This is a genomic window from Streptomyces sp. NPDC012794 (assembly GCF_042901085.1).
GTDB lineage: Bacteria > Actinomycetota > Actinomycetes > Streptomycetales > Streptomycetaceae > Streptomyces.
In genome coordinates, this window is sequence record NZ_JBIBCI010000030.1 from 1 (window position 1) to 22,357 (window position 22,357).

Consider the following 22,357-nt stretch of genomic DNA (forward strand, 5'->3'; position numbering starts at 1 on the left):
CTACGGCCCTACACCTCCAACGACGAACGGACAGCGGCCCTGGCAGACTTCCTCCACACCTACAACCACCACCGCAGCCACACCGCACTGGGCGGACACCCACCCATCAGCCGCGTGAACAACCCTGCGGGTCAATACACCTAGGCCCGGACCACCCCGTTCACGACGACCCGCTCCGGCTGCGCCAGGGCCCGTACGTCGGCCCGCGGGTCGGTGGCGTAGACCACGAGGTCGGCGGGGGCGCCCTCGGTCAGGCCGGGCCGGCCGAGCCAGTCGCGTGCGGCCCAGGCCGTCGCCGAGAGGGCGTCCAGCGGCGGGATCCCGGCCTTCACCAGCTCCGCGACCTCGGCGGCGACCAGGCCGTGCGGCAGGGAACCCCCCGCGTCCGTGCCGACGTACACCTGGATGCCCGCGTCCCAGGCCGCCCGGACCGTGTCGTAGCGCCGCTCGTGCAGCCGCCGCATGTGCGCCGACCAGCGGGGGAACTTCGCCTCGCCGCCCGCCGCCAGCTTCGGGAACGTCGAGATGTTCACGAGGGTCGGCACGATCGCCACGCCGCGTTCCGCGAACAGCGGGATGGTGTCCTCGGTGAGCCCCGTGGCGTGCTCGACGCAGTCGATGCCCGCCTCGGCCAGGTCCCGCAGCGAGTCCTCCGCGAAGCAGTGGGCGGTGACCCGGGCCCCGAGCCGGTGTGCCTCCGCGATGGCGGCCTCGACCTCGGCGCGGGGCCAGCAGGCCGTCAGGTCACCGGCGTCGCGGTCGATCCAGTCCCCCACCAGCTTCACCCAGCCGTCGCCGCGGCGGGCTTCCCGGGCGACGTACTCCACGAGCTCGGGCGGCTCGATCTCGTGGGCGTAATTGCGGATGTAGCGGCGGGTGCGGGCGATGTGGCGGCCCGCCCGGATGATCTTCGGGAGGTCCTCGCGGTCGTCGATCCAGCGGGTGTCGGAGGGGGATCCGGCATCGCGGATGAGGAGGGTGCCGGCGTCCCGGTCGGTGAGGGCCTGCCGTTCGGCGGTGGGGGCGTCGACCGGGCCGTGGGCGTCGAGGCCCACGTGGCAGTGGGCGTCGACCAGGCCGGGCAGGGCCCAGCCGGTGACCGTGGTGACCTCGCGGGCGGCGGCCGGCCGCTCGAAGGAGACCCGTCCGCCGACGACCCACAGCTCGTCGCGCACCTCGTGGGGCCCGACCAGTACCCGCCCCTTCACATGGAGCACACCGTTGTGATCACTCATGCCCGCACTGTACGTGCGGGCTGGGTAGGCTCGGCCGGTAACCCCGGATGACGAAGAGAGCACCGACGTGACCCACCCCCTGCTGGACCTGCCGCCGCTGACCGCCGAGCACTTCGCGTCGATCGAGCGGGGGGTCGCGCGGCTGCTGGACACCCGGAACGACGTGGTGGTCACCCAGGGCGAGGCGCTGCTCCCGCTGGAGGGGTGCATCCGCTCGGGGGCACGGCCGGGTTCGACGGCGCTGAACATCGTCACCGGGCCGTACGGGACCACGTTCGGCAACTGGCTGCGCGACGCCGGGGCGAAGGTGGTGGACCTGGCGGTGCCCTTCGACACGGCCGTCACCGGTGAACAGGTCGCCGGGGCGCTGGCCGCTCACCCGGAGATCGATTTCGTCTCGCTGGTGCACGCCGAGGCGGCCACCGGCAACACCAATCCGGTCGCGGAGATCGGCGAGGCGGTACGGGCCCACGGGGCGCTGTTCATGCTGGACGCGGTGGCGTCGGTGGGAGCCGAGCCGCTGCTGCCGGACGCGTGGGGCGTGGACCTGTGCGTGATCGGCGCGCAGAAGGCCATGGGCGGCCCGGCGGGGGTGTCGGCGGTGTCGGTGAGCGGGCGCGCCTGGGAGCGGTTCGCGGCCAACCCGGCCGCCCCGCGCCGTTCGTACCTCTCGCTGCTCGACTGGAAGGAGCGCTGGATCGACGGCGGCCGCAAGGCGCTGCTCCACGCGCCCGCGCAGCTGGAGATGCTGGCACTGGAGGCCTGCCTGAACCGGATCGCGGCCGAGGGGCCCGCGGGCGTGCTGGGGCGGCACGCGGCGGCGGCCCGGGCCACCCGGGCGGGCGCGGCGGCGCTGGGCGTCGCCCCGTGGGTCGGGGACCCGGCTCAGGCGGCGCCGGTGGCGACCACGCTGCGGGTCGCGGACGCCTCGCCGGTGGTGGCGAAGGCCCTGGCGGCGGACCCCTCGGCCCCGCTCGCGGCGGGCGGCGGGGCGCTGGCCCGGGAGATGGTGCGGGTCAACCACTACGGCCCGGCGGCCTCGCCGGAAGCGGTCGGGGCCGCGCTGGGGGCGCTTGCCCGGGCCCTCGGCGCGGATCCGGCGCCGGCCCTGGCCGCGGCTTCGGCGGCCTGGGCGGCGTAGCGGACCGGATCCGGCGCCGGTTCGGTCCGGCGCCGGATCGGTCCGGGTCCGGCGCCGCAGTCCGGGTCCGGCGCCGGTCAGCCGGACAGCACGTCCAGCAGCCGGTCGACGTCCGCCTCGGTGTTGTAGAGGTGGAAGGAGGCCCGCAGGGCGTCCTCCCGGGCGGAGGTGTGGATCCCGGCGGCCGCCAGGGCGGGCTGGCGGTGGGCCAGGCCCGGTACGGAGACGATCGCGGCGGCGCCGGGGACGGGCTGGTGCCCGAGGCGGGCGAGCCCGGCCCGGTAGCGGGCGGCGAGTGCGGTGTCGTGGGCGTGGACGGCCTCGACGCCGATGCGCTCCAGCAGTGCCAGGGAGGGCTCGGCCGCGTAGTAGGGGAGGAAGGCCGCCGACTCGTCGAAGCGGCGGGCGTCGGCGGCGAGTTGCCGCATGGGGCCGTAGACGGCCTCCCACTTGGACTCGGCCGCCACCCAGCCCGCGTGCAGCGGGGTCAGTCCGGTCTGGGCCTCCGCGGAGACCGTCAGGTACGAGGCGCCGCGGCCGCCGAGCAGCCATTTGTAGCCGCCGGTGACGGTGTACTCGTACGGCGAGGCGTCGAAGGGCAGCCAGCCCGCGGCCTGGGTGGCGTCCACGAGCATCCGGGCGCCGTGCGCGGCGGTCGCGGCGCGGACGGCGGCGAGGTCCGCCGTACGGCCGTCGGCGGACTGCACGGCGCTCAGCGCGACCAGGGCGGTGTCCGGGCGGACGGCTTCGGCGAGGGATTCCAGCGGGGCGAAGCGGACCTTGAGGTCGCCGCGCAGCACGAACGGGTTCATGACGGAGGCGAAGTCCCGCTCCGGCACGAGGACTTCGGCGCCGACGGGCAGGGAGGCCGCGATCAGGCCCACGTGGGTGGCGACGGACGACCCGACGGCGACGCGCCGCGGGTCGACCGTGACGAGCCGGGCGAAGGCGGCCCGCACCCGCTCGACGCGGTCGAAATCGCCGGCTCCGGCCGGGAGGCCGGCGCCGGCCGCCTCGGCGAGCCCACGTACGGCGGCGACGGCGGACCGGGGCAGGACGCCCGCGCCGGCGGTGTTGAGGTAGGTGGTGGAGTGCGCGAACTCGGCGGCGCACGCCCGGGTCACGTCGGAGAGCGGAAGATCCATGCCGTCCACTCTGCGGCGACGCCACCTAAAAGTCCATTGCGGAGTTTTGCATATTTGCCCAAAGGTAGGCTTATGGGAGCCGAGGCCCGCTGCGCTCAGCTCCAGTCGATGTCCGCCTGGCTTTCCAGCGGGGCCCGTTCCTCCAGGGATTCCGGTACCACCAGGGTGTCCGCGTCCGTCATCACGGCGGGGAAGCGGATGTGGGCCGCCTTCTGGACCTCCGCGACCTTGACCTGGAACACCCGGAACTCGTCCAGTTCGAGGGCTTCCGGCAGGACGATGTTCTGCGCCAGCAGGAAGGCCTTGGCCTTGAACGTGCCGTGTTCGGAGTAGGCGATGACCTTCCAGAACGCGCGCGGGATCCGCACGCCGCGGAACTCCCGGTCGTCCTCCTGGAAGACCGGCCCGCCGAACACGCTGACCTTGAGGTCGTCGACGTCGACGTCCTCGAACACCGCGTCCTCCAGCCTTCCCCAGATGCCGCCGCGCTTGCTCTGGTTGAAGTCGTCCATCTGCGGGGCGATGTTGGTGTAGAAGAACGAGTCCTTGTTGGCCCGCTGCGCCTCGGGAAGCGGGCCCCAGCAGAGGTCGGCGCGGCGCGCTATGTGACCCCGGTCGAGGCGGTTGACCTTGCCGCCCTTGTCCTTGTACAGCTCGTTGTCGACCTGGACCCCGGACGGCAGGCGCGGGTCCTTGAAGAAGTCCCTCGGGCGTTTGAGCGCCTTGAGCGCGCCGCCGTCTATGTTCCAGGCCACCCAGATGGCGAAGCGCCGCGGCTTGCTCAGCGCCAGCGAGAAGTGGGTGTACGCAATCACCTCGGAGCCGTCGAGCCGTACCGCGGTGTCCTTGACCGACGGGTTGAGCGACGGCGTGCCGACCGGTACGGCGAGGAAACCGGGGTCGTACCCGGTCAGGGATTCCAGCGAGGCGGTGGACGGCGCCTCCAGGGTGACCTTCAGCTGCTCGAACACCGCGCGCGGGAAGCAGGCGAGCGCCCGGTCCACGGGATCGGATTCGTCCTCACCGCCGAAGTGCAGGCCGGCCAGTACGTCCGAGGGCCTGCCCGAACGCGTCTTGAACATCCAGGCCGAACCGGAGTCGCCGAACGTGCTGATCTCACCGCCGTCCGCGGGGTGCCGCGGATCGGGGCCGATCTCGAAGCACTCGATCTCCTTCACCCCCGTCGGCGGCCCGTAGGGGACACGGACCTTGACGAAGGGGCGGGTCACGATCCCGTGCGTGACGCCCGTGGTCCGCCCGGACTTCACGACCTTGTCGTCGATCTGCGGCTCGCCCAGCTGCTTCGGGGTGACCCCGAGGCCGAGGATGGCGGTGTCGATCCCGCGCCCGGTGACGGTGGACACGGCGCAGTCCCCGAGGGTGCCCAGGTGGCCGCGACGAAGTGCGCCGATCCGGTTGGCGGCGAAGCGGCTGTCGTCGTCCGTCCCCGGCTGGACGACCTCGTCGCCCGCCTTGCCCTTGCGGCCGTTCAGCACGTGCCAGTTGCTCAGCAGGCAGGGGGCGCCGTCGTTCTTGTCGTAGACGATGCAGCCGAGGGTGCCCGCGTGCAGCCGGACGTTCCCGACGCTCACACCGGGCCGGACCGGGTCGACGCGCTTCTGCCGCTCCGGCGTCCGCGCCTCGGGGACGACGAGGAAGTGCGGCCGGTAGCTGCGCTCGATCACATCGGTGGGCAGCACGATGCCGCCGCCGATGTCGACGACCGGGGGTATCTCGGTGGTGCCCAGGGCCCGCATCCCCTCCGGCCGCACCTTCGTGTCGACCGTGAACTGGAGGGTCAGCTCCTTCCTCCGCTTGCCCTTCGTCTCCTTGTAGCCGATGCCGACCGAGGAGATGTTGGGGTCCTTGAGGTAATTGGACCCGTGGGTACGGATGTACTGCTTGGCCGAGCTGATGAGCCTGTCCTGCCCGTCCGCCGGGGTGGCGGCCCCGGACCCGGCCTTGGCGGACGCACGCTTCCTGGCGGTCATCGGGGTCTCCTTCCGCAAAGGAGTCGAGGTCCCCGAGCTGGTTGAAGCCGAAGCCGACCGGCGCACCGGGAGCAGGCCGGAACCCGCGCCGTGCGCGCACGTCCAGCCTACGGCGGAGCCCCCGGGCGGGCGCGCCGGGCGGCCGGCCGGGCACGGGCGGTGCGGGCCACGGCGGTGGGGCGCCCGGTACGGGAGGTACGCGGGCGCCCCCGATCGGGAGGCGGCGGTTCAGGCCCCGGGGACGGCGCAGGCGCCGTCGGGCTCGCAGGCACCGGCGTCCGCGGCCGTCTCCACCGTCTCGCGCCCGGCCCAGGCCTGCTCCAGCGCGCGGGTGAACACCTCGGCGGGCTGCCCGCCGGAGATGCCGTAGCGCCGGTCCAGGACGAAGAACGGCACGGCGTTGGCTCCCAGTTCGGCCGCCTCGCGCTCGTCGGCCCGTACCCGGTCCGCGTAGGCGGAGCCGTCGGCGAGGACCGTACGGGCCTCCGCCTCGTCGAGCCCGGCCTCCACGGCCAGCGCGAGCAGCACCTCGGAGTCGAAGACGGACCGTTCCTCGGCGAAGTGGGCGCGGAACACCAGGTCGAGGAGCTCCTCCTGCCGTCCCCGGGCGGCGGCCAGGTGCAGCAGGCGGTGGATGTCGAAGGTGTTGCCGTGGTCGCGGCCCTCGGTCCGGTACTCCAGCCCCTCGGCGCGGGCGCCGGCGGCGACGTGCTCCTCCATGCCGCGCGCCTCCTCGAGGGTGCGGCCGTACTTGCGGGCGAGCATCTCCAGGACGGGGGCGGTGACGCCCTTGGCGCCGTTCGGGTCCAGCTCGAAGGACCGGAAGACGACCTCCACCTCGTCGCGGTGAGCGAACTCGGCCAGCCCCTTCGTGAACCGGGCCTTGCCGATGTAGCACCACGGGCAGGCGATGTCGCTCCAGATCTCGACGCGCATGTTCCTTCTTCTCTCCAGGGAGGACCAATCGGTTTGCGGTTCAACCAACTGGTGTTCCGTCTCATTCCCCGGACGCCGGGCCCACCTCCAGCCAGAGCGTGCGGTGGGAGCCGGCGGGCCCGCCGTCGGGCTCCGGCCGCCAGCCGCGGGAGGCGTAGAAGGCCTGGGCGCGCAGGTTGTGCTCGTAGACCTCCAGGCGGACCCGCTCGATCCCGGCCCGCCGCCACCCGGCGAGGCAGGCGGCGTGCAGGGCGGCTCCGGTGCCGCGGCGCCAGTGGCCGGGGTCGACGTGGAGCTGGGTCAGGGTGGTCACTCCGTCGGCCGTGAGGTAGGCCGCCACCCCGATGACCTCGCCCTCCCGCTCCGCGCACAGGACCCGCCCCTGGGCGGCGGGCCGGGCCACCGCCCGCGACCAGCCCTCGCGGGTGCGGGCGAGCTCGGTCTCGCCCGCGTAGGCCTGTTCGGGGACGCGGCCCCGGTAGTAGGTGGCCCGGGCCCGGGTGTGCAGGGCCGCGATGGCGTCGAGGTCGGAGGCGCGTGCGGTCCGGATCATGAGAAGGGGAACGCGCCGGGAACCGTGTCGGTTCCCGGCGCGCGGACCCGTGGGCGGGGCGGTTACTTCTTCAGCCAGGCCGCCATCATCTTCTGGGCGATCGGCGCGGCCAGCTTGCCGCCGCCGATCTCGGAACGGTCGGTGTCCGAGTTCTCGATCATCACGGCCACCGCGATCTGCTTGCCGCCCGCCTTGCCGTACGAGGTGAACCAGGCCAGCGGCGGGATGTTGTTGTTGACGCCGCGCTGGGCGGTACCCGTCTTGCCGCCGACCTCGGCGCCCGCGACCTGCGCGGGCTTGCCGCCGCCCTCGGTGGCGACCGTACGCATGGCGTCCTGGAGCATGGAGGCCGTCTTCGGGCTCATCACCTGCTCCGTCTTCCGGTCCTTGAAGTCCTCCAGCACGTTGCCGTCGGCGTCGGTGACCTCGGAGACCATGTGCGGGGCGACCAGCTTGCCGCCGTTCTGGATCGCGGCGGTCACCATGGCCATCTGCAGGGGGGTGGCCTGCACGTCGAACTGGCCGATTCCCGTCTGCGCGACCTGGTCGACCGACAGCTTCTTCGTGGGGTACTTGCTCGGCGGGTTGGTGCGGACGGGGGTGTCGATCTGCGTGTTGAAGCCGAGCTTCTCCGCCGTCGCCCGCATCTTGTCCTGGCCGAGCTTGGAGGCGAGCTCGGCGAAGACGTTGTTGCAGGACAGCTTGAGGGCGGTGCGGGCAGAGACGTTGTTGCAGGCCTCGTCGCCCGCCTCGCTGGGCAGCTTGGTGCGGGTACCGGGGATCGTGTACGCGCCCGGAACGCCCGTCGGCGTGTCGATGCTGGTCACCAGGCCGTTCTCGATCGCCGAGGCGAGGGTGACCAGCTTGAAGGTGGAGCCGGGCGCCTGGGGCTTGCGCAGCGCCACGTTCTCCATGGCCTTGCCCTTGTCGGCGGCCAGCTCCTCCCAGGCGGCGGAGTCGTTGGCGCCCGTGATCCGGCCCGGGTCGTAGGAGGGGTTGTTGACCACGGCGAGGATCCGGCCGGTCGCCGGGTCGATGGCCACGGCCGCCCCCTGCTTGCCGCCGAGGGCGTCGTAGGCGGTCTTCTGCACACCCTTGTCGATGGTGGTCAGGACGTTGCCCGGATCCGCCCGCTTGTTGGTGAGCATGTCCATCATCGTCTTCAGCCGGGTGTCCGAGCCGTTGAGGATGTTCTTGTAGACGCCCTCCAGCATGGTCGTGCCGAAGGCCTGGGAGCTGTGTCCGGTGATCGGGGCGTAGAGCGGACCGTCCACATAGGTCCGCTTGTACGCGAAGTCCTTGCCGCCCGTCTGCGTGGAACCGGTGATCGCCTCACCGCCCACGATGATGTTCCCCAACGGGTTCTCGTACTGCCCGATGAGGTTGCGCCTGTTGTTCTTGTCGTCTGCGAGGGCCTGGCCTTGGTACGCCTGCACCCAGGTGACCCGCACCATGAGGGCCAGCACCAGAAGCAGACAGAAGACCGACGCACGCCTGATCGTTTTGTTCATCCCCCAGAAGGACGTACGAGCGGCCGTGGGCGTTCCGCCGCGCCCCGATTGTGGCCGGGTTCTCAGCCTTTCCTCATGATGAAGCCCCCCTCGTAGGCGGCTATGACGGCCTGGGTGCGGTCGCGGGAGCCCGTTTTGGCGAGGACCGCGGCCACATGGGTCTTGACCGTCTGCGGGCCGACGCCGAGGTGCTCGCTCATCTCGTGGTTGGACAGTCCGGTGGCCATCAGCCGCAGGACGTCCGCCTCCCGGTCGGTGAGGCGGGCCGCCCAGGCCGGGGCCGCGGGCGGGGCGGACGGCGTGTGGGCGGCGGCCAGGGAGCGCACGGCCGCCGGGAAGAGCAGCGAGTCCCCCCGGGCGACGAGGCGGACCGCGCCGATCAGCTCGTCGGGGTCGGCGCGCTTGAGGAGGAACCCGGAGGCGCCGGCGCGCAGCGCGTCGTAGACGTAGGAGTCGTTCTCGAAGGTGGTGACGACCACGATCCGGGGCGGGTCGGTCATGGACCGCAGGATCTGCCCGGTGGCGCGGATGCCGTCGATCTCCGGCATGCGGACGTCCATCAGCACCACGTCCGGGGACAGGGAGCGGACCAGCGGGACGGCCTCCGCGCCCGTGGCCGCCTCGCCGACGACCTCCATGTCGGGCTCCGCTTCGAGGATGACCCGCAGGGCGGTACGGACCATCCGCTCGTCGTCGGCGACGACGATGCGCAGCGGCGGCCGGCTCATCGCCCGGCTCCGGTGGCGGCGCCGAGCGGCAGCACCGCGCGCAGGCGCCACCGGCCCTCGTGCGGACCGGCCTCGACGCTGCCGCCGAGCAGGGCGGCGCGCTCGGCGGCGCCGCGCAGTCCGCGGCCCCCGGTGGTGCGCCGCCGTTCGCCCTCGGGGGCGGCCGGGGCCTGGGCCGGCGGGTTGGTCATGGTGATCTCCAGTTCGCGGTGGCGGTCGGGGGTGTGGACGCGGATCAGCAGGGCGACGGGGCCCCGGCCGTGACGCAGGGCGTTGCTCAGGCCCTCCTGGACGATCCGGTAGGCCTCGCGGGAGGCGATGGCGGGGAGCTGCTCCCAGTCCCCGGCGGGCCCGGGGTCCTGCTGGACGGTGACGGTGGTACCGCCGGCCCTCGTGCGGGACAGCAGCCCCTCGAGGTCGGCGGCGAGGGTCGGCGCGGGTGCGGCGTCGGCCCGGGCGGGGTCGCCGTCCCGCAGCAGGCCGAGCACCGTGTCGAGCTCGCCGACGGTGCGCCGGGTGGTCTCCTCGATCGCGGCGAGCGCCTCCCGTACGAACTCCGGATCGCGGTCGAGCACCCGCCGGGCCGCGCCCGCCTGGAGGGTGACGGCGCTCAGGGCGTGCCCCACGGCGTCGTGCAGCTCCCGGGCCAGCCGGTTGCGTACGGCGAGGTCCGCGGCCCGCTCCTCGGCGGCGGCCAGCCGGTCCGCCGCGGTCGGCCCGAGGAGTACGGGCGCGAGCCGGGCGAGCAGCGCCCCCGCCGCCGCGGAGCTCAGGACGACCAGGGTCAGCAGCCCCACCCCGAGCAGCGGGGAGACGTAGCGGTACGCCCCGGTGACGAGCCAGCCCGCCCCGACGGACGCCCGGCGCAGGGAGCCGGAGAACGGCAGCAGGATCAGCACCAGCGCGGCGGGCGTCGCCGCGAGGGTCATCCCGCTGATCACCGCCCCGACCCCCAGGTGCAGGGTCCACCAGGCGGAGGCCCGCCACCGCGCCCCCCACGACCGGGCGGGCCCGTCGGCCGGCGGCTCCCCCGGCACCTCGCACAGGGTCCGCACCGCCGACGCCGACAGCGGCCGGACGAGCCCGTACAGCCCGGTGACGGCGACCAGCGGCAGCGCGGCGGCGTACGCGACCAGGGTCAGGGGGAAGGAGGACAGAGCATTGACCCCGCCGGCGGCGATGCCGACCACCACCTCGCTGAGCAGGAAGTACGGCATCAGCAGGGCCCCGCCGAGTACCAGGTGCACCCAGCGCAGCCGGGCCCGCGCCCCCAGCACGATCCCGCACCACCGGCGCACCGCCCCCGTCCCGCGCACCGCCCCGGTCCCGCTCATGCCCTCCCCCCTTTCCCCCTGCGGGCCGCTCGTCCCGGCCCGCCCGTCCCCCGCCGCAATGCCGCCCCCGGGCCCCCGCCCCGCGCCCGAGGGCCGCCCGCACCGCCTCAGCGCGCTCGGCGGGAGGGGAGGTGGCGGACGAGGACCGCTGCGGCGAGCAGCCCGGTGATCATCTGGCCAGCGTAGGTCAGGTAGGTGACGGCGGTGGCCTGTTCGCCGGTCCCGAAGTCCACCCCGAGAGCGGCGCTCAGCAGCCACGCCCCCCAGCTCAGCGTCGCCGCCGAGCCGATCCAGGTGAGGGCCAGCGGCCACCGCGCCGGGCGCCCGCCCCGGGCCAGCAGCACCGCCCCCACCGCCGCGGCGAGCGCGCACACCGCGTGCGCCGCCGACACCACGCCGGTCTCCGCCGAGTAGAGCGCCACCTGCTGGGCGGGCAGCCCGGCGCTCCCGCCGAAGGCCCAGTAGAGGAACGCCGCGCCCACCGCGCCGCCCGCCAGCGCGGCGGTTCCCGCCCCCACCCCCGTGGGAGACGGGAGCCGCCGCTCCGGCGCGCCCTGCCGGCCGTCGCCCCAGCGCTCCCGCGCATAGGAGACGAAGAGACCGGCGAGGGCGATCCCCTGGAGGATGAAACCGCTGTAGACGACGGTGAACACCCAGGGGTCGAGGAAGGGTTCCCGGGCCGCCTCCACGGCTTCCCCGGCCCCCATGCCCAGGGCCTTGACGAGGACTTGGGCCGGGAACCCCAGGGCTATCGGGGTGAGCAGCCCGGAGGCGACGTACGCCGGAACGGCCAGCAGCCATCCCGGCAACCGTCTGCCCCAGGGCATGGTGAGCGCCAGCACGAGCACGATGAGGGTCGCGTCCATGGCCAGCGTCACCGCGTTGGCCACGGTGACCGGCAGGCCGCCCTTCAGCAGTACGCTGCCCGCCGGTATGCCGATGTCGCTCCCGCTCAGCCAGGCCGTCTTGAGCGTCAGGTACGGCAGGGTGGCGGCCAGCGCCACGGCCCGCAGGATCCGCCGCCCGGTCCGCCCGGCCGTCGTGCCCGTCGCGGTGGTCGCGTTCCCCGCGGCCGTCGCCGTGGTCGCGTTCCCCGCGGCCGTCGCCGTGGTCGCGTTCCCCGCGGCCGTCGCCGTGGTCGCGTTCCCCGCGGCCGTCGCCGTGGTCGCGTTCCGCGCGGTCGCCGGGTTCGAGGCGTCGGTGGCGTGGATGGGGTCGATGAGGTCGATGGGGCCGGTCGGCTGCTCCGCGTGGACTGCTCCTGTGGTCATGTCCCCACGGTCGCCCGTACCCGCCCCCCGCCGCCTCCCCCACGAAGGTGAACCGTCTCCCCCGCACGGGGGAGGCGGTGTCCGGCGCGGCTCCTCACATGCGCCGCGTCACGACCGACAGCCGGTCCCGCGCCTCGAAAAGGGCCGCCTTGATGAGCCGTTCGTGCCCGTCCGTCAGCCGCGCCACCGGCACCGAACAGCTCACCGCGTCTCGCGCCGGCGTCCGGTAGGGGATGGCCACGCCGAAGCACCGCAGGCCCAGCGTGTTCTCCTCCCGGTCCACCGCGTACCCCTGCTCCCGCACCAGCGCCAGCTCCTCCACCAGCTGCTCCCGGTCGGTGATGGTGTGCTCCGTGACCGCCTCCAGCCGCTTCGGCAGCAGCGCGCGCACCTCGGCGTCGGTGTGCGTGGCCAGCAGAGCCTTGCCGAGCGCGGTCGAATGGACGGGCAGCCGCCGCCCCACCCGGGTGAAGGGCCGCAGGTAGTGCTGGGACTGCCGGGTGGCCAGGTAGACCACGCTCGTCCCGTCCAGCCGCGCCAGGTGGATGGTCTCGGTGGTGTCGTCGGAGAGCCGGTCCAGGGTGGGCCGGGCCGCCGCCACCACCTCGTCCCCGTCGATGTACGAGCTCCCGACCAGCAGGGCCCGTACGCCGATGCCGTACCGCGTACCGGTGGCGTCGGTCTCCACCCAGCCCAGGTTCACCAGCGTGCGCAGCAGCATGTAGAGGCTCGACTTGGGCAGCGAGAGGTCGCTCTGGATGTCGGCGAGGCTGTGCAGGCCGGGCCGGGCCGCGAAGTGCTCCAGGAGCATGACCGTGCGCACCGCCGACTTCACCGGCGCCGCCGTCGCGGGCACCCCCGGCTCGGCCGGCCCGGCCGTCTCGGCTGTCGTCATACGCCTCTTCCCCTCTGGTCGGCTCTGATCGCCTCTTGTCACCCGGTGGGCGCGGAAATAGAGTCCGCAAGAGAAGTGATCATTCATCCACCGGAACGCCGTTCAGAATACTGAACGGTCCAGGAGGTAGCGGGCCATGGCAGCGACACCAGTCTGGAGTGTGGACCCCCGCACCGGGAAGCAGCGCGAACCGGTTGCGGTGGAAGCCACACCCGAGGACGTGGACCGGGCCGTACGCGCGGCCCACGCCGCCCGCGGCTCCCTGGCCGACGCCGCCGTCCGGGCCCGCTTCCTGCGCACGGCCGCCGGGCTGCTCGACGAGGCCGGCCCGCTCGTGGTGGAGACGGCCGACGCGGAGACGGCGCTGGGCCCCGGCCGCCTCAGCGGCGAACTGGCGCGCACCACCGGCCAGCTGCGCGCCTTCGCCGACGCCGTCGAGGAGGGCTCCTACCTCGACGTCCGGATCGACCGCGCCGACCCCACCCTCAGCCCGCCGCGCCCCGAGCTGCGCCGCTACAAGGTGCCGCTCGGCGTCGTCGCCGTGTACGCCGCCTCCAACTTCCCGCTGGCCTTCTCCGTGCCCGGCGGGGACACCGCGAGCGCGCTGGCCGCGGGCTGCCCGGTGGTGGTCAAGGCCCACCCCGACCATCCGGCCGCCTCGGAGCTGTGCGCCTCACTGCTGCGCCGGGCGGCGGTGGCGTGCGGGCTGCCGGCGGAACTGGTCGCCCTGGTCCACGGCTTCGACGCCGGGCTGGAGCTGGTCCGCCACCCGCTGGTGGCCGCCGCCGGGTTCACCGGTTCCCTCCGCGGCGGGCGGGCACTGTTCGACGCGGCCGCCGCGCGGCCGGTGCCGATCCCCTTCCACGGCGAGCTCGGCTCCCTCAACCCCGTCGTGGTCACCCCGGCGGCCGCCGCCGAGCGCGCCGAGGAGATCGGTGCCGGACTCGCGGGCTCGGTCACCCTGGGCGTCGGCCAGTTCTGCGTCAAGCCCGGCCTGGTCCTGGTCCCCGACGGCCCCGACGGCGACCGGCTCACCGGCGCGCTCGCCAAGTCCCTCGCCGAGACCGGCCCCGGGGTCCTGCTCGACCACCGGATGCGGGACGGCTTCCTCGCCGGCGTCCGGGAGCGGGCCGCCCTCCCCGGTGTGACCGCGCCCGTCACCCCGGGCCCGCACGGCGAGCACGCCGTCGGCGCCGGTTTCCTGAGCGTGCCCGCGGCCGCCCTGCTGGCGGACGGCGCCCACGAGGTGCTGCTGGAGGAGTGCTTCGGCCCGGTGACCGTCGTCGTCCGGTACGCCGATCCGCGGGAGGCCGCCGGGGTACTGGGCCGGCTCGGCGGGAACCTCAGCGCCACCCTCCAGCTCTCGCACGCCGAGACCGAGGGCGCACCGGGGCCAGCTGCCGCGCTGATCGCGCAGGTCACGGGGCTTGCGGGGCGGATCGTGGTGAACGGCTGGCCGACCGGCGTCGCCGTGGCCCCGGCCCAGCACCACGGCGGCCCGTACCCGGCGGCCACCGCGCACTCCACCTCCGTCGGCGGCACCGCGATCGAGCGGTGGCTGCGCCCCGTGGCCTACCAGTCGGTGCCGGACGCGCTGCTTCCGCCCGAGCTGCGCGAGGCCAACCCGCTGGGCGTGCCGCGCCGCGTGACCGGCGCCGGGTAATCGGGTTGCCGCCCCGCTCCCGGCGGGGCAGGCTGCGCTCCATGCCAAAGCCGCAGGGGTTCACGTACGAGGTGCACGGCGACCGCACCGTCCGCATCACGCACCGGGGCCGCGCCGCGGGCACCCTTCGGGGCGCCCGGGCCGACAGGTTCCTGGCCGAGGTCGAGTCCGGTGACGCGCAGCTGGTGATGGCCCGCTGGACCGGCGCCTACAAGTTCGGCAACGAGCGCACCGCCCGGAACCACCCCCGCAACCGGCGCTGAAATCCGGGCCGAGGGTAAGGGAACGGCAAAGGGCCTCCGGTCGTTCTCCGGTCATGACCGCTATGACCCCTGGTTCCAACCTGCCGCTCGACACCGCCCGTGTGACGGTGGACGTGGCTGCCCCGGTGCGTCTCGACGTGTCGGGTCTGCTGCTCACGGCCGACGGCAAGGTGCGCTCCGACGCCGATTTCATCTTCTACAACCAGCCCTCCGGGCCCGGTGTCGAGTACCGGTCCGGCGGCGGTTCGGCGCCTGACTCGATCACCGTGGACACCGGCGCGCTGCCGCCCGGCATCGAGCGGATCGTGGTCACCGCCAGTCCCGACGCGGCCGGGCAGACGTTCCAGGGCGTCGAGCCCACCGCCACCGTGCGGGACGCGGCCGGCGGTGCGGTGATCGCCACGTTCACCCCGCCGCGGCTGGGGTCGGAGACCGCCCTCGTGGTCGTCGAGATCTACCAGCGCGGCGGTGTCTGGAAGGTGCGCGCGGTCGGCCAGGGGTACGCCAACGGCCTCGCGGGCATCGCCACCGACTTCGGGGTGTCCGTGGAGGAGGAGCCGGCCCCGCCCGCGGCCGCCGCCCCGGCCGCCCCCGCGCCCGTGACCCCGGCCGCGCCCGTGATCCCGACCGCCCCGCCGGTGCCGGCGGCGCCCCCCGCCTCGCCCGCCCCCCTGGGCGCCGGGAAGATCAACCTCGACAAGGGCCGGGTCAACCTCCAGAAGAACCAGACCGTCTCGCTGGTCAAGGGCGGCCGCCCGCTGCTGTCCCAGGTGAAGATGGGGCTGGGCTGGGAGCCGGCCTTCCGCGGCCGCGACATCGACCTCGACGCGTCCGTCATCGCCTACGGCCCGCAGCGCAACCACATCGACAGCTGCTACTTCGGCAAGCTGTCGATCCTGAACGGCGCCATCAAGCACTCCGGGGACAACCTCACGGGTGAGGGCGCCGGGGACGACGAGGTCATCGTCGTGGACCTCGGCCGGCTGCCCGCCGACGCCACCGGGCTGGTCTTCACGGTGAACTCCTTCTCCGGCCAGAAGTTCACCGAGGTCGCCAAGGCCTACTGCCGGCTGATGGACGCGGCGAGCGGGGAGGAGCTGGTCCGCTTCGACCTGACCACGGCCGAGCCGCAGACCGGGGTCATGATGGCCAAGCTCATCAAGCAGTTCTCCGGTGAATGGGAGATGACGGCCATGGGCGAGTTTGTGAAGTCCCGCACAGTGCGCGGCATGGTCAAACCCGCCTCGCAGGCACTCTGAGCAGGTAGGCGGGCATATGCCGGTGCCGGTGAGCCGGGCGGCGGTGATCCGGGTGATGGATGCCACGCGTAATCCGGAGGTGGCTGTCAGTGCCCGCCCGTAGCCTTGGAGCCATGCAGAACACACTCCGGCCCGCGGGTCCCGCGCGTCCGTCCGCCGCCGAGGCGAACGAGGCGATACGGCACCTGGTCGAGACCTGGGACGGTGAGTGGCCCTCGGAAGCGTACGAGTTCCTGCTCGAGGAGTGGGCAGCGGCCTCGCGCGCCGAGGAGCTGGCCACCGTCCGGTGAAGCGTTCCCGGGGCACAGGGGTGCCCCGGGACGCCGTCCTGCCCTTACGGGAGCGCCACTTCGGCCGGGGCGCGGCCGCCAGGCGTCCGCGTCAGCGCGGGGAGCGCCGCCAGGGGCCGGTGATGGCCACCATGATGCCCGGGTCCTGGATGCAGGCGTACAGGGTGCGCCCGTCCGGGGAGAAGCAGACCCCGGCGAATTCCGAGTACTCCGGCTCCTCGGCCGTCCCGATGTTGAGCTCGTTGCGCGCCAGCGGGTAGACGCGGCCCGACTCCGTGGCGCCGAGCAGGTGTTGGCGGCCCTCGCCGTCCTCGGCGATGACCAGACCCCCGTACGGCGACACGGTGATGTTGTCGGGGCCGTCGTGGCCCCCCTCGGCGGACGGGTCCCGGTTGACGCCGATCAGGACGACGAGGCGGACCGTGCGCCGCTTGGGGTCGTAGAACCACACCTGGCCGTCGTGCGCGGCGCCCGGGCTCTCCTCCCTCGCGTAGGAGGAGACGAAGTAGGCGCCCCCGTCGGCCCACCACATCCCCTCCAGCTTGCGCCCCCTGGTGACGGCGCCGGCCGCGAACTGCTTGCGCACCGGAAGGCCGCGCGCGTCGCGGTCGCTCACCTCCACCCAGTCCACCCCGTACACGGTGCCCGTCCTCGTGGCGCGCGAGAGGTCGTCCACGAACCGGCCGTGGCTGTCGAAGCACTTGGCGGCCGCGAGCACTCCGGCGTCGTCGGCGAGGGTACGCAGCCTGCCGCGCCCGTGCCGGAAGCCGTGCGGCGGGGTCCAGCGGTAGAGGAGCCCGTTGGGGCCCGAGGCGTCCTCGGTCAGGTAGGCGTGGCCCTGGCGCGGGTCGATGACGACGGCCTCGTGCGCGTACCGGCCGAACGCCTTGACGGGCCGCGGGTCGCGGTTGGCCCGGCGGTCGTGCGGGTCGACCTCGAAGACGTAGCCGTGGTCCTTGGTCATGCCGTTCTTCCCGGCCAGGTCCTCGGTCTCCTCGCAGGTCAGCCAGGTGCCCCAGGGGGTGGCGCCGCCGGCGCAGTTGGTCGACGTACCGGCGATGCCCACCCATTCGGCGACCTCGCCGCCGCGCCGGACCTCCACGACGGTGCAGCCGCCGGACGCGGCCGGGTCGTAGACGAGGCCCTCGGCGAGCGGTACGGGGTGCGCCCAGCGGCTGCGCGGGCCCTTCAGTTCGTGGTTGTTGACGAGCAGGGTGACTCCGTGGTGCCCCTCGAAGGCGGCGGTCCCGTCGTGGTTGGACGGGGTGCTCTCGCCGGAGTCGAGGGTGGTGACGCCGGTGCGGGTGATCACGCGGTAGCCGAAACCGGCGGGCAGGGCCAGCAGTCCGTCGGGGTCCGCGACGAGCGGTCCGTAGCCGGGGGCGTGCGGGCGGCCGTGTGCGTCGGGGGTGTCGGTCCCGTCGGTCCGGGGGTCGTCGGCGGCCAGGGCCCCGGGGGCGGTGGCGAGGGCGCCGACCGTCCCGGTGAGCGCGACGCCCGCACCGGCGAGTGCGGTGCGGGCGGTGAAGTCTCTGCGGCTGAGGGGCATCGGGTCTCCAGGGGTGGGGAGGTGGTGCGCCTGACGTACGGTCGCAGGCGCACACGCTCCCGCCCGTACGTGAACGGCGGCTGAACTACCCGCGAATGCGGACCGAGCCCTTGCCGGTCGGCGGAATGGCGAGCTCCGGCCCCGGATTCGGCCTGTTGTCCACCACCGGCGGACCCCGACGGACACCCGGGGCCGCCCGGTCCCACGGCGCGACGCGCACCTGATCCCCCGTCCGGCCGGCAGCCCCCACCGCACCCCGCCGGGTCAGGGCTGCCGGGAGCGGGCCTTGAAGGCGGCCTTGCGCGCCTCCTTCGCGGCCTTCTTGTCCGGGTGCAGCCGTCCCATCGCCTCCAGGACGTACGCGGTGGCGGGGTGCTCCACCCGCCACACCTGCTCGAAGAAGCCGGTGTGGTGCTCCGTCAGGCTCCGCATCAGCAGCGGCAGCTCCTCGGTCTCCCCGTCCGCGGCGAGCTGCGCCGCGATCGTGTCCACCGTCAGCCAGAACACCATCTCCCCGTCCGGCGCCGGTACGCCGGTCACCCCGTGCTCGGCGAGCCAGACCCGGGCGAGCCCGCCCAGCTCCCGGTCGTCCAGGACGGCGCGGACCGCCGGCTCGGCCTCCGGCCCGGCCGGGGCGAGTGCCTGCTGGCAGCGCAGCCGGCGCAGCGGGGCGCCCTCGTCGTCACCGCGGGCGGCGGCCAGCAGTTCGGCGACGGCGTCCGGCAGTTCGCGCCCGGCCAGCCACTGCTCGATCTCGGCCTGGGCGGCCTCCTCCGGGTAGAAGGAGACGGCGTCGAGCAGCGCGTCGGCGCCCTTGTCGGCCAGCTCGCCGACGGCGGGGGCCTCGACCCCGGCTTCGAGCATCCGGGCGCGGACGCCGTACAGGCCGAGCGGGGTCAGCCGTACCATCCCGTACCGGGACACGTCCTCGTCGTCCTCCTCCCCCGGCCGCCCGGCGGCGGTGTCGCCGGGCTCGTCCGCCTCGGCCAGCAGCGCCTCGTCCACGGGGCGGTACTCGACGAGCCCGATGGGCTCCAGCTGCCGGAACTGGTCGTCGAGGCGCATCATCGCGTCCGACACCTGTTCCAGCACGGCGTCGGTCGGGTCGCCCATCTCGTCCGGCACGATCATCGACGCGGCGAGCACCGGCAGCGGCACCGGGGCGTCGCCCGCCCCGCCTTCGGTGACGGTGAGCAGGTAGAGGTTGGCGAGCACTCCGTCGAGGAAGTCCGCTTCGCGCTGGGGGTTCCAGTCGAGGCGGTCGAAGTCGATCTCGCCGCCCGCGTCGAGGGCGTCGACGAGGTCGTCCAGGTCGGGTACGGCCGCGTCCGCGAGGACGGTGTCCAGGGCGGCCAGCCACAGGTCGAGCACGTCGCCGGGCGCGCCGCCGGCCAGCAGGGCGAGGTCCTCGCCGGGGGTGGCGGTGCCGTATTCGGGCTCGCCGGCCTCGGCTCCGTCGCCGCTGTCCTCCTCCGGCTCGGTCACGTCGACGAGGCCGGTGTCGACGGCCACCCGCCAGGCCTGGCTCGCGTGCACGGGGGAGTCCTCGTCGGCGGCGTCGAGGCCGAGGACCTCGGCGGCCTCGGGCAGCTGGTCGGGGGCGAGTTCGCCGCCGACGTCCACACGGGTGTCGGGTCCGGCCCAGCGGGCGAGGCGGACGGCGCGGGCGAACAGCGGGGCGACGAGGGCGTCGCGGGCCAGCTCCGCATCGGAGTGCAGCCGTACCGGCGGCAGCGTGGGGTGCGGCTCTGCGGACATGGGGTGGTTCTCCTCGGACGGGACGCGCGGGGCGGTGGGGCGGCTGAACGGTGGGCGAGCGGTGGGACGGACGGGGTGGCGGCGTCCGCCTGGCGGGATGCCATTCGGACGTGTGGCCGAAAACACACGCGGACGGGCCGTCAGGCCCGTTGCGGCGACCCAGCGTAGACGCAATCGGGGCAGGCCCGGCGGCCATCGCCTTTGGTTCATCCCACAGCCAGCCTCCGTATCCCCTGGAGGCCTTGACAACGTCCCTGGTCACCCAGGAAATTGACGCGCGTAGATGTACATGGGCCGTCAAGAGCCCGCACCCCCCTCCTCCACACACCGGAGTTCCCGCCCATGCGCTCCTCGCATCCCCGTTCCGCCGCCGTCGCCGCCCTCGTGGCCACCGCCCTGGCCACCGGCCTGCTCGTGGGCACGGCCGACGCGGCCGAAGGCGCCGTGTCCGCCGATCCGATACGCATCCACGACATCCAGGGCACGACCCGGATCTCCCCCTTCAACGGCAAGCAGGTCGCCGACGTCGAGGGCATCGTCACGGGCGTGCGCACCTACGGCTCGCGCGGCTTCTGGATCCAGGACCCGGACGCCGACGACAACCCGGCGACCAGTGAGGGCGTCTTCGTCTTCACCGGCTCCGCCCCGACCGTCTCCGTCGGCGACGCCGTCAAGGTCTCCGGCACGGTCGGCGAGTACGTCCCCGGCGGCGCGAACTCCGGCAACCAGTCCGTCACCCAGATCAGCAAGCCCGCGGTGACGGTCGTCTCCCCGGGCAACGCGCTGCCCGCCGCCACCGCGATCACCGAGTACACCGTCCCCGCGGAGTACGCCCCGGCCGGCGACCCGGCCGCCGGCGGCAGTGTCAACGGCCTGACCCTGGAGCCGTCCCGTTACGCCCTGGACCACTACGAGTCCCTCGAGGGCATGAACGTCCGCATCGGCACCTCGCGCGTGGTCGGCGCCACGTCCCCGCACGCCGAGCTGTGGGTGACGGTGAAGGGCTGGGAGAACGCCGCCAAGCGCGGCGGGACCGTCTACGGCTCGTACGAGTCCCAGAACACCGGCCGCCTCCAGATCCAGCAGCTCGCGCCGCTCGCGCAGCAGCCCTTCCCGGTGGCCAACGTCGGCGACCGGCTGACCGGCACCACCGAGGGCCCCCTCGACTTCAACCAGTTCGGCGGCTACACGCTGGCCGCGCGCACCCTCGGCACGGTGAAGGCCGGCACCCTGGCCCCCGAGAAGACCAAGCCCCAGTCGCCCGGCGAGCTCGCGGTGGCCACGTACAACGTGGAGAACCTCGACCCGACCGACCCGCAGGAGAAGTTCGACAACCTCGCCAAGGCGGTCGTGACCAACCTGGCCTCGCCCGACATCGTGACCCTGGAGGAGATCCAGGACGACAACGGCGCGAAGAACGACGGCACCGTCTCCGCCGAGCAGACGCTGACGAAGTTCACCGACGCGATCAAGGCGGCGGGCGGCCCGGCGTACCAGTGGCGCTCCGTCGCCCCGGAGAACAACAAGGACGGCGGCGAGCCCGGCGGCAACATCCGCCAGGTGTTCCTGTTCAACCCGGCGCGGGTCTCCTTCACCGACCGCGCCGCGGGCGACGCGGCGACGGCGACCGGTGTGACGACGGAGAGGGGCAAGGCCGCCCTGACCCACTCCCCCGGCCGGATCGACCCGGCGAACCCGGCGTGGGCCGACAGCCGCAAGCCGCTGGCCGGCGAGTTCGTCTTCCGCGGCCGCACGGTCTTCGTGATCGCCAACCACTTCGGCTCCAAGGGCGGCGACGAGGCCCTGACCTCGCACCACCAGCCGCCGGTGCGCAAGTCGGAGGCGAAGCGGCTCCTGCAGGCGCAGTCGGTGAACGGCTTCGTGAAGCAGCTGCTGGCCGTCGACAAGAACGCGTCCGTGCTCGCGCTCGGCGACATCAACGACTTCGAGTTCTCCGCGACGACGCAGGCGCTGGAGGACGGCGGCGCGCTCTACTCGGCGATCAAGTCGCTGCCGAAGACGGAACGCTACTCCTACGTCTTCCAGGGCAACGCGCAGGTGCTGGACCAGATCCTGACCAGCCCGTCGATCAAGAACTTCAGCTACGACAGCGTGCACATCAACGCCGAGTTCGCCGCGCAGAACAGCGACCACGACCCGCAGGTGCTGCGCTTCCGCCCGTAACCCGCACCCCAGGGGCCCGGCCGTCCTCCCGGCGGCCGGGCCCCGGTGGCGGCGGTACGGATCCGCGCGGAGCGGCGGGGCGGTGGCCCGCCGCGGCTTCGCGCGCGGGGGAGCCGGGGCTTTCGGCCCTGGCGTGACGCTGGACACACCGGGGCCAAAATCTTCCGGTTGTGGTGTTGAGTGTCCCCACGCCCGAACTTGCCCTCCTTGTACCCCCGCACTCCGGGAGGACCGCTCGTGTTCCCCTCCATCTCGCTCGTCCAGGAGATCGGCCTCGCCGTCCTCGCCGTGGCCGCCCTCGTCTGGGTCTTCGGCCTCGGCCACATGCTGTGGGACAGCCGCTTCCACCAGCCCGAGCCGGCCGTCCACGAGGGCCTGCCGGTGATCCCGGCCCAGCGCCGCGCGGACACGCACCCGATGGAGTCGGTACAGCTGACCGAGGCGGAGGAGCAGGCCTTCGCGGGCCTGATCCGCACGATCGCCCCGAGCTGACGGGGTCCCGCCCGAAGCCGTCCCGGAACGCCCCTCGCCCCTTTCGCGCGAGGGGCGTTCCGGCATGTGCACGCGGCGCCGGCCGCAGCCGGGCCGGGGGCGGCCCGCCGGACCAACGGCGAGTGCCCTCCCGCTTCCGGCGGGAGGGCACTCGGTGGT

Annotated in this window: 19 protein-coding genes and 1 pseudogene; 8 read left to right on the forward strand and 12 right to left on the reverse strand. The window is 73.8% G+C overall.

Going from position 1 to position 22,357, the window contains the following annotated elements; genetic code table 11:
* Nucleotides 1–144 (forward strand): annotated as a pseudogene (locus ACFY7H_RS31880) (IS481 family transposase); the annotation flags it as partial.
* Here ACFY7H_RS31880 and ACFY7H_RS31885 read toward each other — a convergent pair.
* On the reverse strand, nt 141–1,235 hold the full coding sequence (locus tag ACFY7H_RS31885) for an amidohydrolase family protein (protein WP_388945466.1): 1,095 nt from the start codon (nt 1,233–1,235) through the stop codon (nt 141–143). The pseudogene ACFY7H_RS31880 and the gene ACFY7H_RS31885 sit on opposite strands and share 4 nt — an antisense overlap.
* A 67-nt stretch (nt 1,236–1,302) precedes the next feature.
* Here ACFY7H_RS31885 and ACFY7H_RS31890 point away from each other — a divergent pair, with 67 nt between their 5' ends.
* Entirely contained in the window at nt 1,303–2,376 is a 1,074-nt protein-coding gene (locus ACFY7H_RS31890) for an aminotransferase class V-fold PLP-dependent enzyme (RefSeq protein ID WP_388945471.1), read from the forward strand.
* A gap of 77 nt (nt 2,377–2,453) precedes the next feature.
* On the opposite strand, the gene ACFY7H_RS31895 is transcribed toward ACFY7H_RS31890, so the two are convergent.
* From ACFY7H_RS31895 to ACFY7H_RS31935, 9 genes are all read right to left on the reverse strand, one after another.
* Nucleotides 2,454–3,521 carry an aminotransferase class V-fold PLP-dependent enzyme gene (locus tag ACFY7H_RS31895; RefSeq protein WP_388945474.1) on the reverse strand — a complete coding sequence of 356 codons (1,068 nt, stop codon included), beginning with the start codon at nt 3,519–3,521 and terminating at the stop codon, nt 2,454–2,456.
* A gap of 95 nt (nt 3,522–3,616) precedes the next feature.
* The gene (locus ACFY7H_RS31900) at nt 3,617–5,512 is read right to left on the reverse strand and encodes a DNA/RNA non-specific endonuclease (protein WP_388945476.1); all 1,896 of its coding nucleotides are present in this window, start codon (nt 5,510–5,512) and stop codon (nt 3,617–3,619) included.
* 228 nt (nt 5,513–5,740) lie between these two features.
* Nucleotides 5,741–6,448: a DsbA family oxidoreductase gene (locus ACFY7H_RS31905; RefSeq protein WP_388945479.1), complete on the reverse strand. Its 708-nt coding sequence runs from the start codon at nt 6,446–6,448 to the stop codon at nt 5,741–5,743.
* Between the two features lie 61 nt (nt 6,449–6,509).
* Nucleotides 6,510–7,001 (reverse strand): GNAT family N-acetyltransferase, encoded by a 492-nt coding sequence (locus ACFY7H_RS31910; RefSeq protein ID WP_388945483.1) that lies wholly within the window; start codon nt 6,999–7,001, stop codon nt 6,510–6,512.
* A 62-nt stretch (nt 7,002–7,063) separates the two neighbouring features.
* Nucleotides 7,064–8,512 carry a peptidoglycan D,D-transpeptidase FtsI family protein gene (locus ACFY7H_RS31915; protein WP_388945485.1) on the reverse strand — a complete coding sequence of 483 codons (1,449 nt, stop codon included), beginning with the start codon at nt 8,510–8,512 and terminating at the stop codon, nt 7,064–7,066.
* Nucleotides 8,513–8,574: 62 nt separating this feature from the next.
* Nucleotides 8,575–9,240, reverse strand: a complete 666-nt coding sequence (locus ACFY7H_RS31920) for a response regulator (RefSeq protein ID WP_388945487.1) — start codon at nt 9,238–9,240, stop codon at nt 8,575–8,577.
* A complete protein-coding gene (locus ACFY7H_RS31925; protein WP_388945490.1) occupies nt 9,237–10,574 on the reverse strand; it encodes a sensor histidine kinase in 1,338 nt (445 codons plus the stop codon). Before ACFY7H_RS31925 ends, ACFY7H_RS31920 begins: the two co-directional genes overlap by 4 nt.
* A 107-nt stretch (nt 10,575–10,681) precedes the next feature.
* Nucleotides 10,682–11,845, reverse strand: coding sequence for a hypothetical protein (locus tag ACFY7H_RS31930; RefSeq protein WP_388945492.1), 1,164 nt, complete (start codon nt 11,843–11,845; stop codon nt 10,682–10,684).
* Between the two features lie 94 nt (nt 11,846–11,939).
* Nucleotides 11,940–12,740 carry an IclR family transcriptional regulator gene (locus ACFY7H_RS31935; protein ID WP_388945494.1) on the reverse strand — a complete coding sequence of 267 codons (801 nt, stop codon included), beginning with the start codon at nt 12,738–12,740 and terminating at the stop codon, nt 11,940–11,942.
* Between the two features lie 136 nt (nt 12,741–12,876).
* On the opposite strand from ACFY7H_RS31935, the gene ACFY7H_RS31940 reads away from it, so the two are divergent.
* From ACFY7H_RS31940 to ACFY7H_RS31955, 4 genes are all read left to right on the forward strand, one after another.
* A complete protein-coding gene (locus tag ACFY7H_RS31940; protein WP_388945496.1) occupies nt 12,877–14,403 on the forward strand; it encodes an aldehyde dehydrogenase (NADP(+)) in 1,527 nt (508 codons plus the stop codon).
* Between the two features lie 41 nt (nt 14,404–14,444).
* On the forward strand, nt 14,445–14,666 hold the full coding sequence (locus ACFY7H_RS31945) for a hypothetical protein (protein ID WP_388945499.1): 222 nt from the start codon (nt 14,445–14,447) through the stop codon (nt 14,664–14,666).
* A 53-nt stretch (nt 14,667–14,719) separates the two neighbouring features.
* Nucleotides 14,720–15,925, forward strand: coding sequence for a TerD family protein (locus ACFY7H_RS31950; RefSeq protein ID WP_388945502.1), 1,206 nt, complete (start codon nt 14,720–14,722; stop codon nt 15,923–15,925).
* Nucleotides 15,926–16,038: 113 nt separating this feature from the next.
* On the forward strand, nt 16,039–16,215 hold the full coding sequence (locus ACFY7H_RS31955; RefSeq protein ID WP_388945505.1) for a hypothetical protein: 177 nt from the start codon (nt 16,039–16,041) through the stop codon (nt 16,213–16,215).
* Nucleotides 16,216–16,306: 91 nt separating this feature from the next.
* Here the strand turns inward: ACFY7H_RS31955 and ACFY7H_RS31960 are convergent, their stop codons facing one another.
* Both ACFY7H_RS31960 and ACFY7H_RS31965 read right to left on the reverse strand, forming a co-directional pair.
* Nucleotides 16,307–17,764 (reverse strand): alkaline phosphatase PhoX, encoded by a 1,458-nt coding sequence (locus tag ACFY7H_RS31960; RefSeq protein WP_388945506.1) that lies wholly within the window; start codon nt 17,762–17,764, stop codon nt 16,307–16,309.
* A 264-nt stretch (nt 17,765–18,028) separates the two neighbouring features.
* Nucleotides 18,029–19,522, reverse strand: coding sequence for a hypothetical protein (locus ACFY7H_RS31965; RefSeq protein WP_388945509.1), 1,494 nt, complete (start codon nt 19,520–19,522; stop codon nt 18,029–18,031).
* A gap of 342 nt (nt 19,523–19,864) precedes the next feature.
* Here ACFY7H_RS31965 and ACFY7H_RS31970 point away from each other — a divergent pair, with 342 nt between their 5' ends.
* Both ACFY7H_RS31970 and ACFY7H_RS31975 read left to right on the forward strand, forming a co-directional pair.
* Nucleotides 19,865–21,706: an endonuclease/exonuclease/phosphatase family protein gene (locus ACFY7H_RS31970; RefSeq protein ID WP_388945512.1), complete on the forward strand. Its 1,842-nt coding sequence runs from the start codon at nt 19,865–19,867 to the stop codon at nt 21,704–21,706.
* Nucleotides 21,707–21,943: 237 nt separating this feature from the next.
* A complete protein-coding gene (locus tag ACFY7H_RS31975) occupies nt 21,944–22,198 on the forward strand; it encodes a hypothetical protein (RefSeq protein ID WP_388945515.1) in 255 nt (84 codons plus the stop codon).
* The last annotated feature ends 159 nt before the right edge of the window (nt 22,199–22,357 follow it).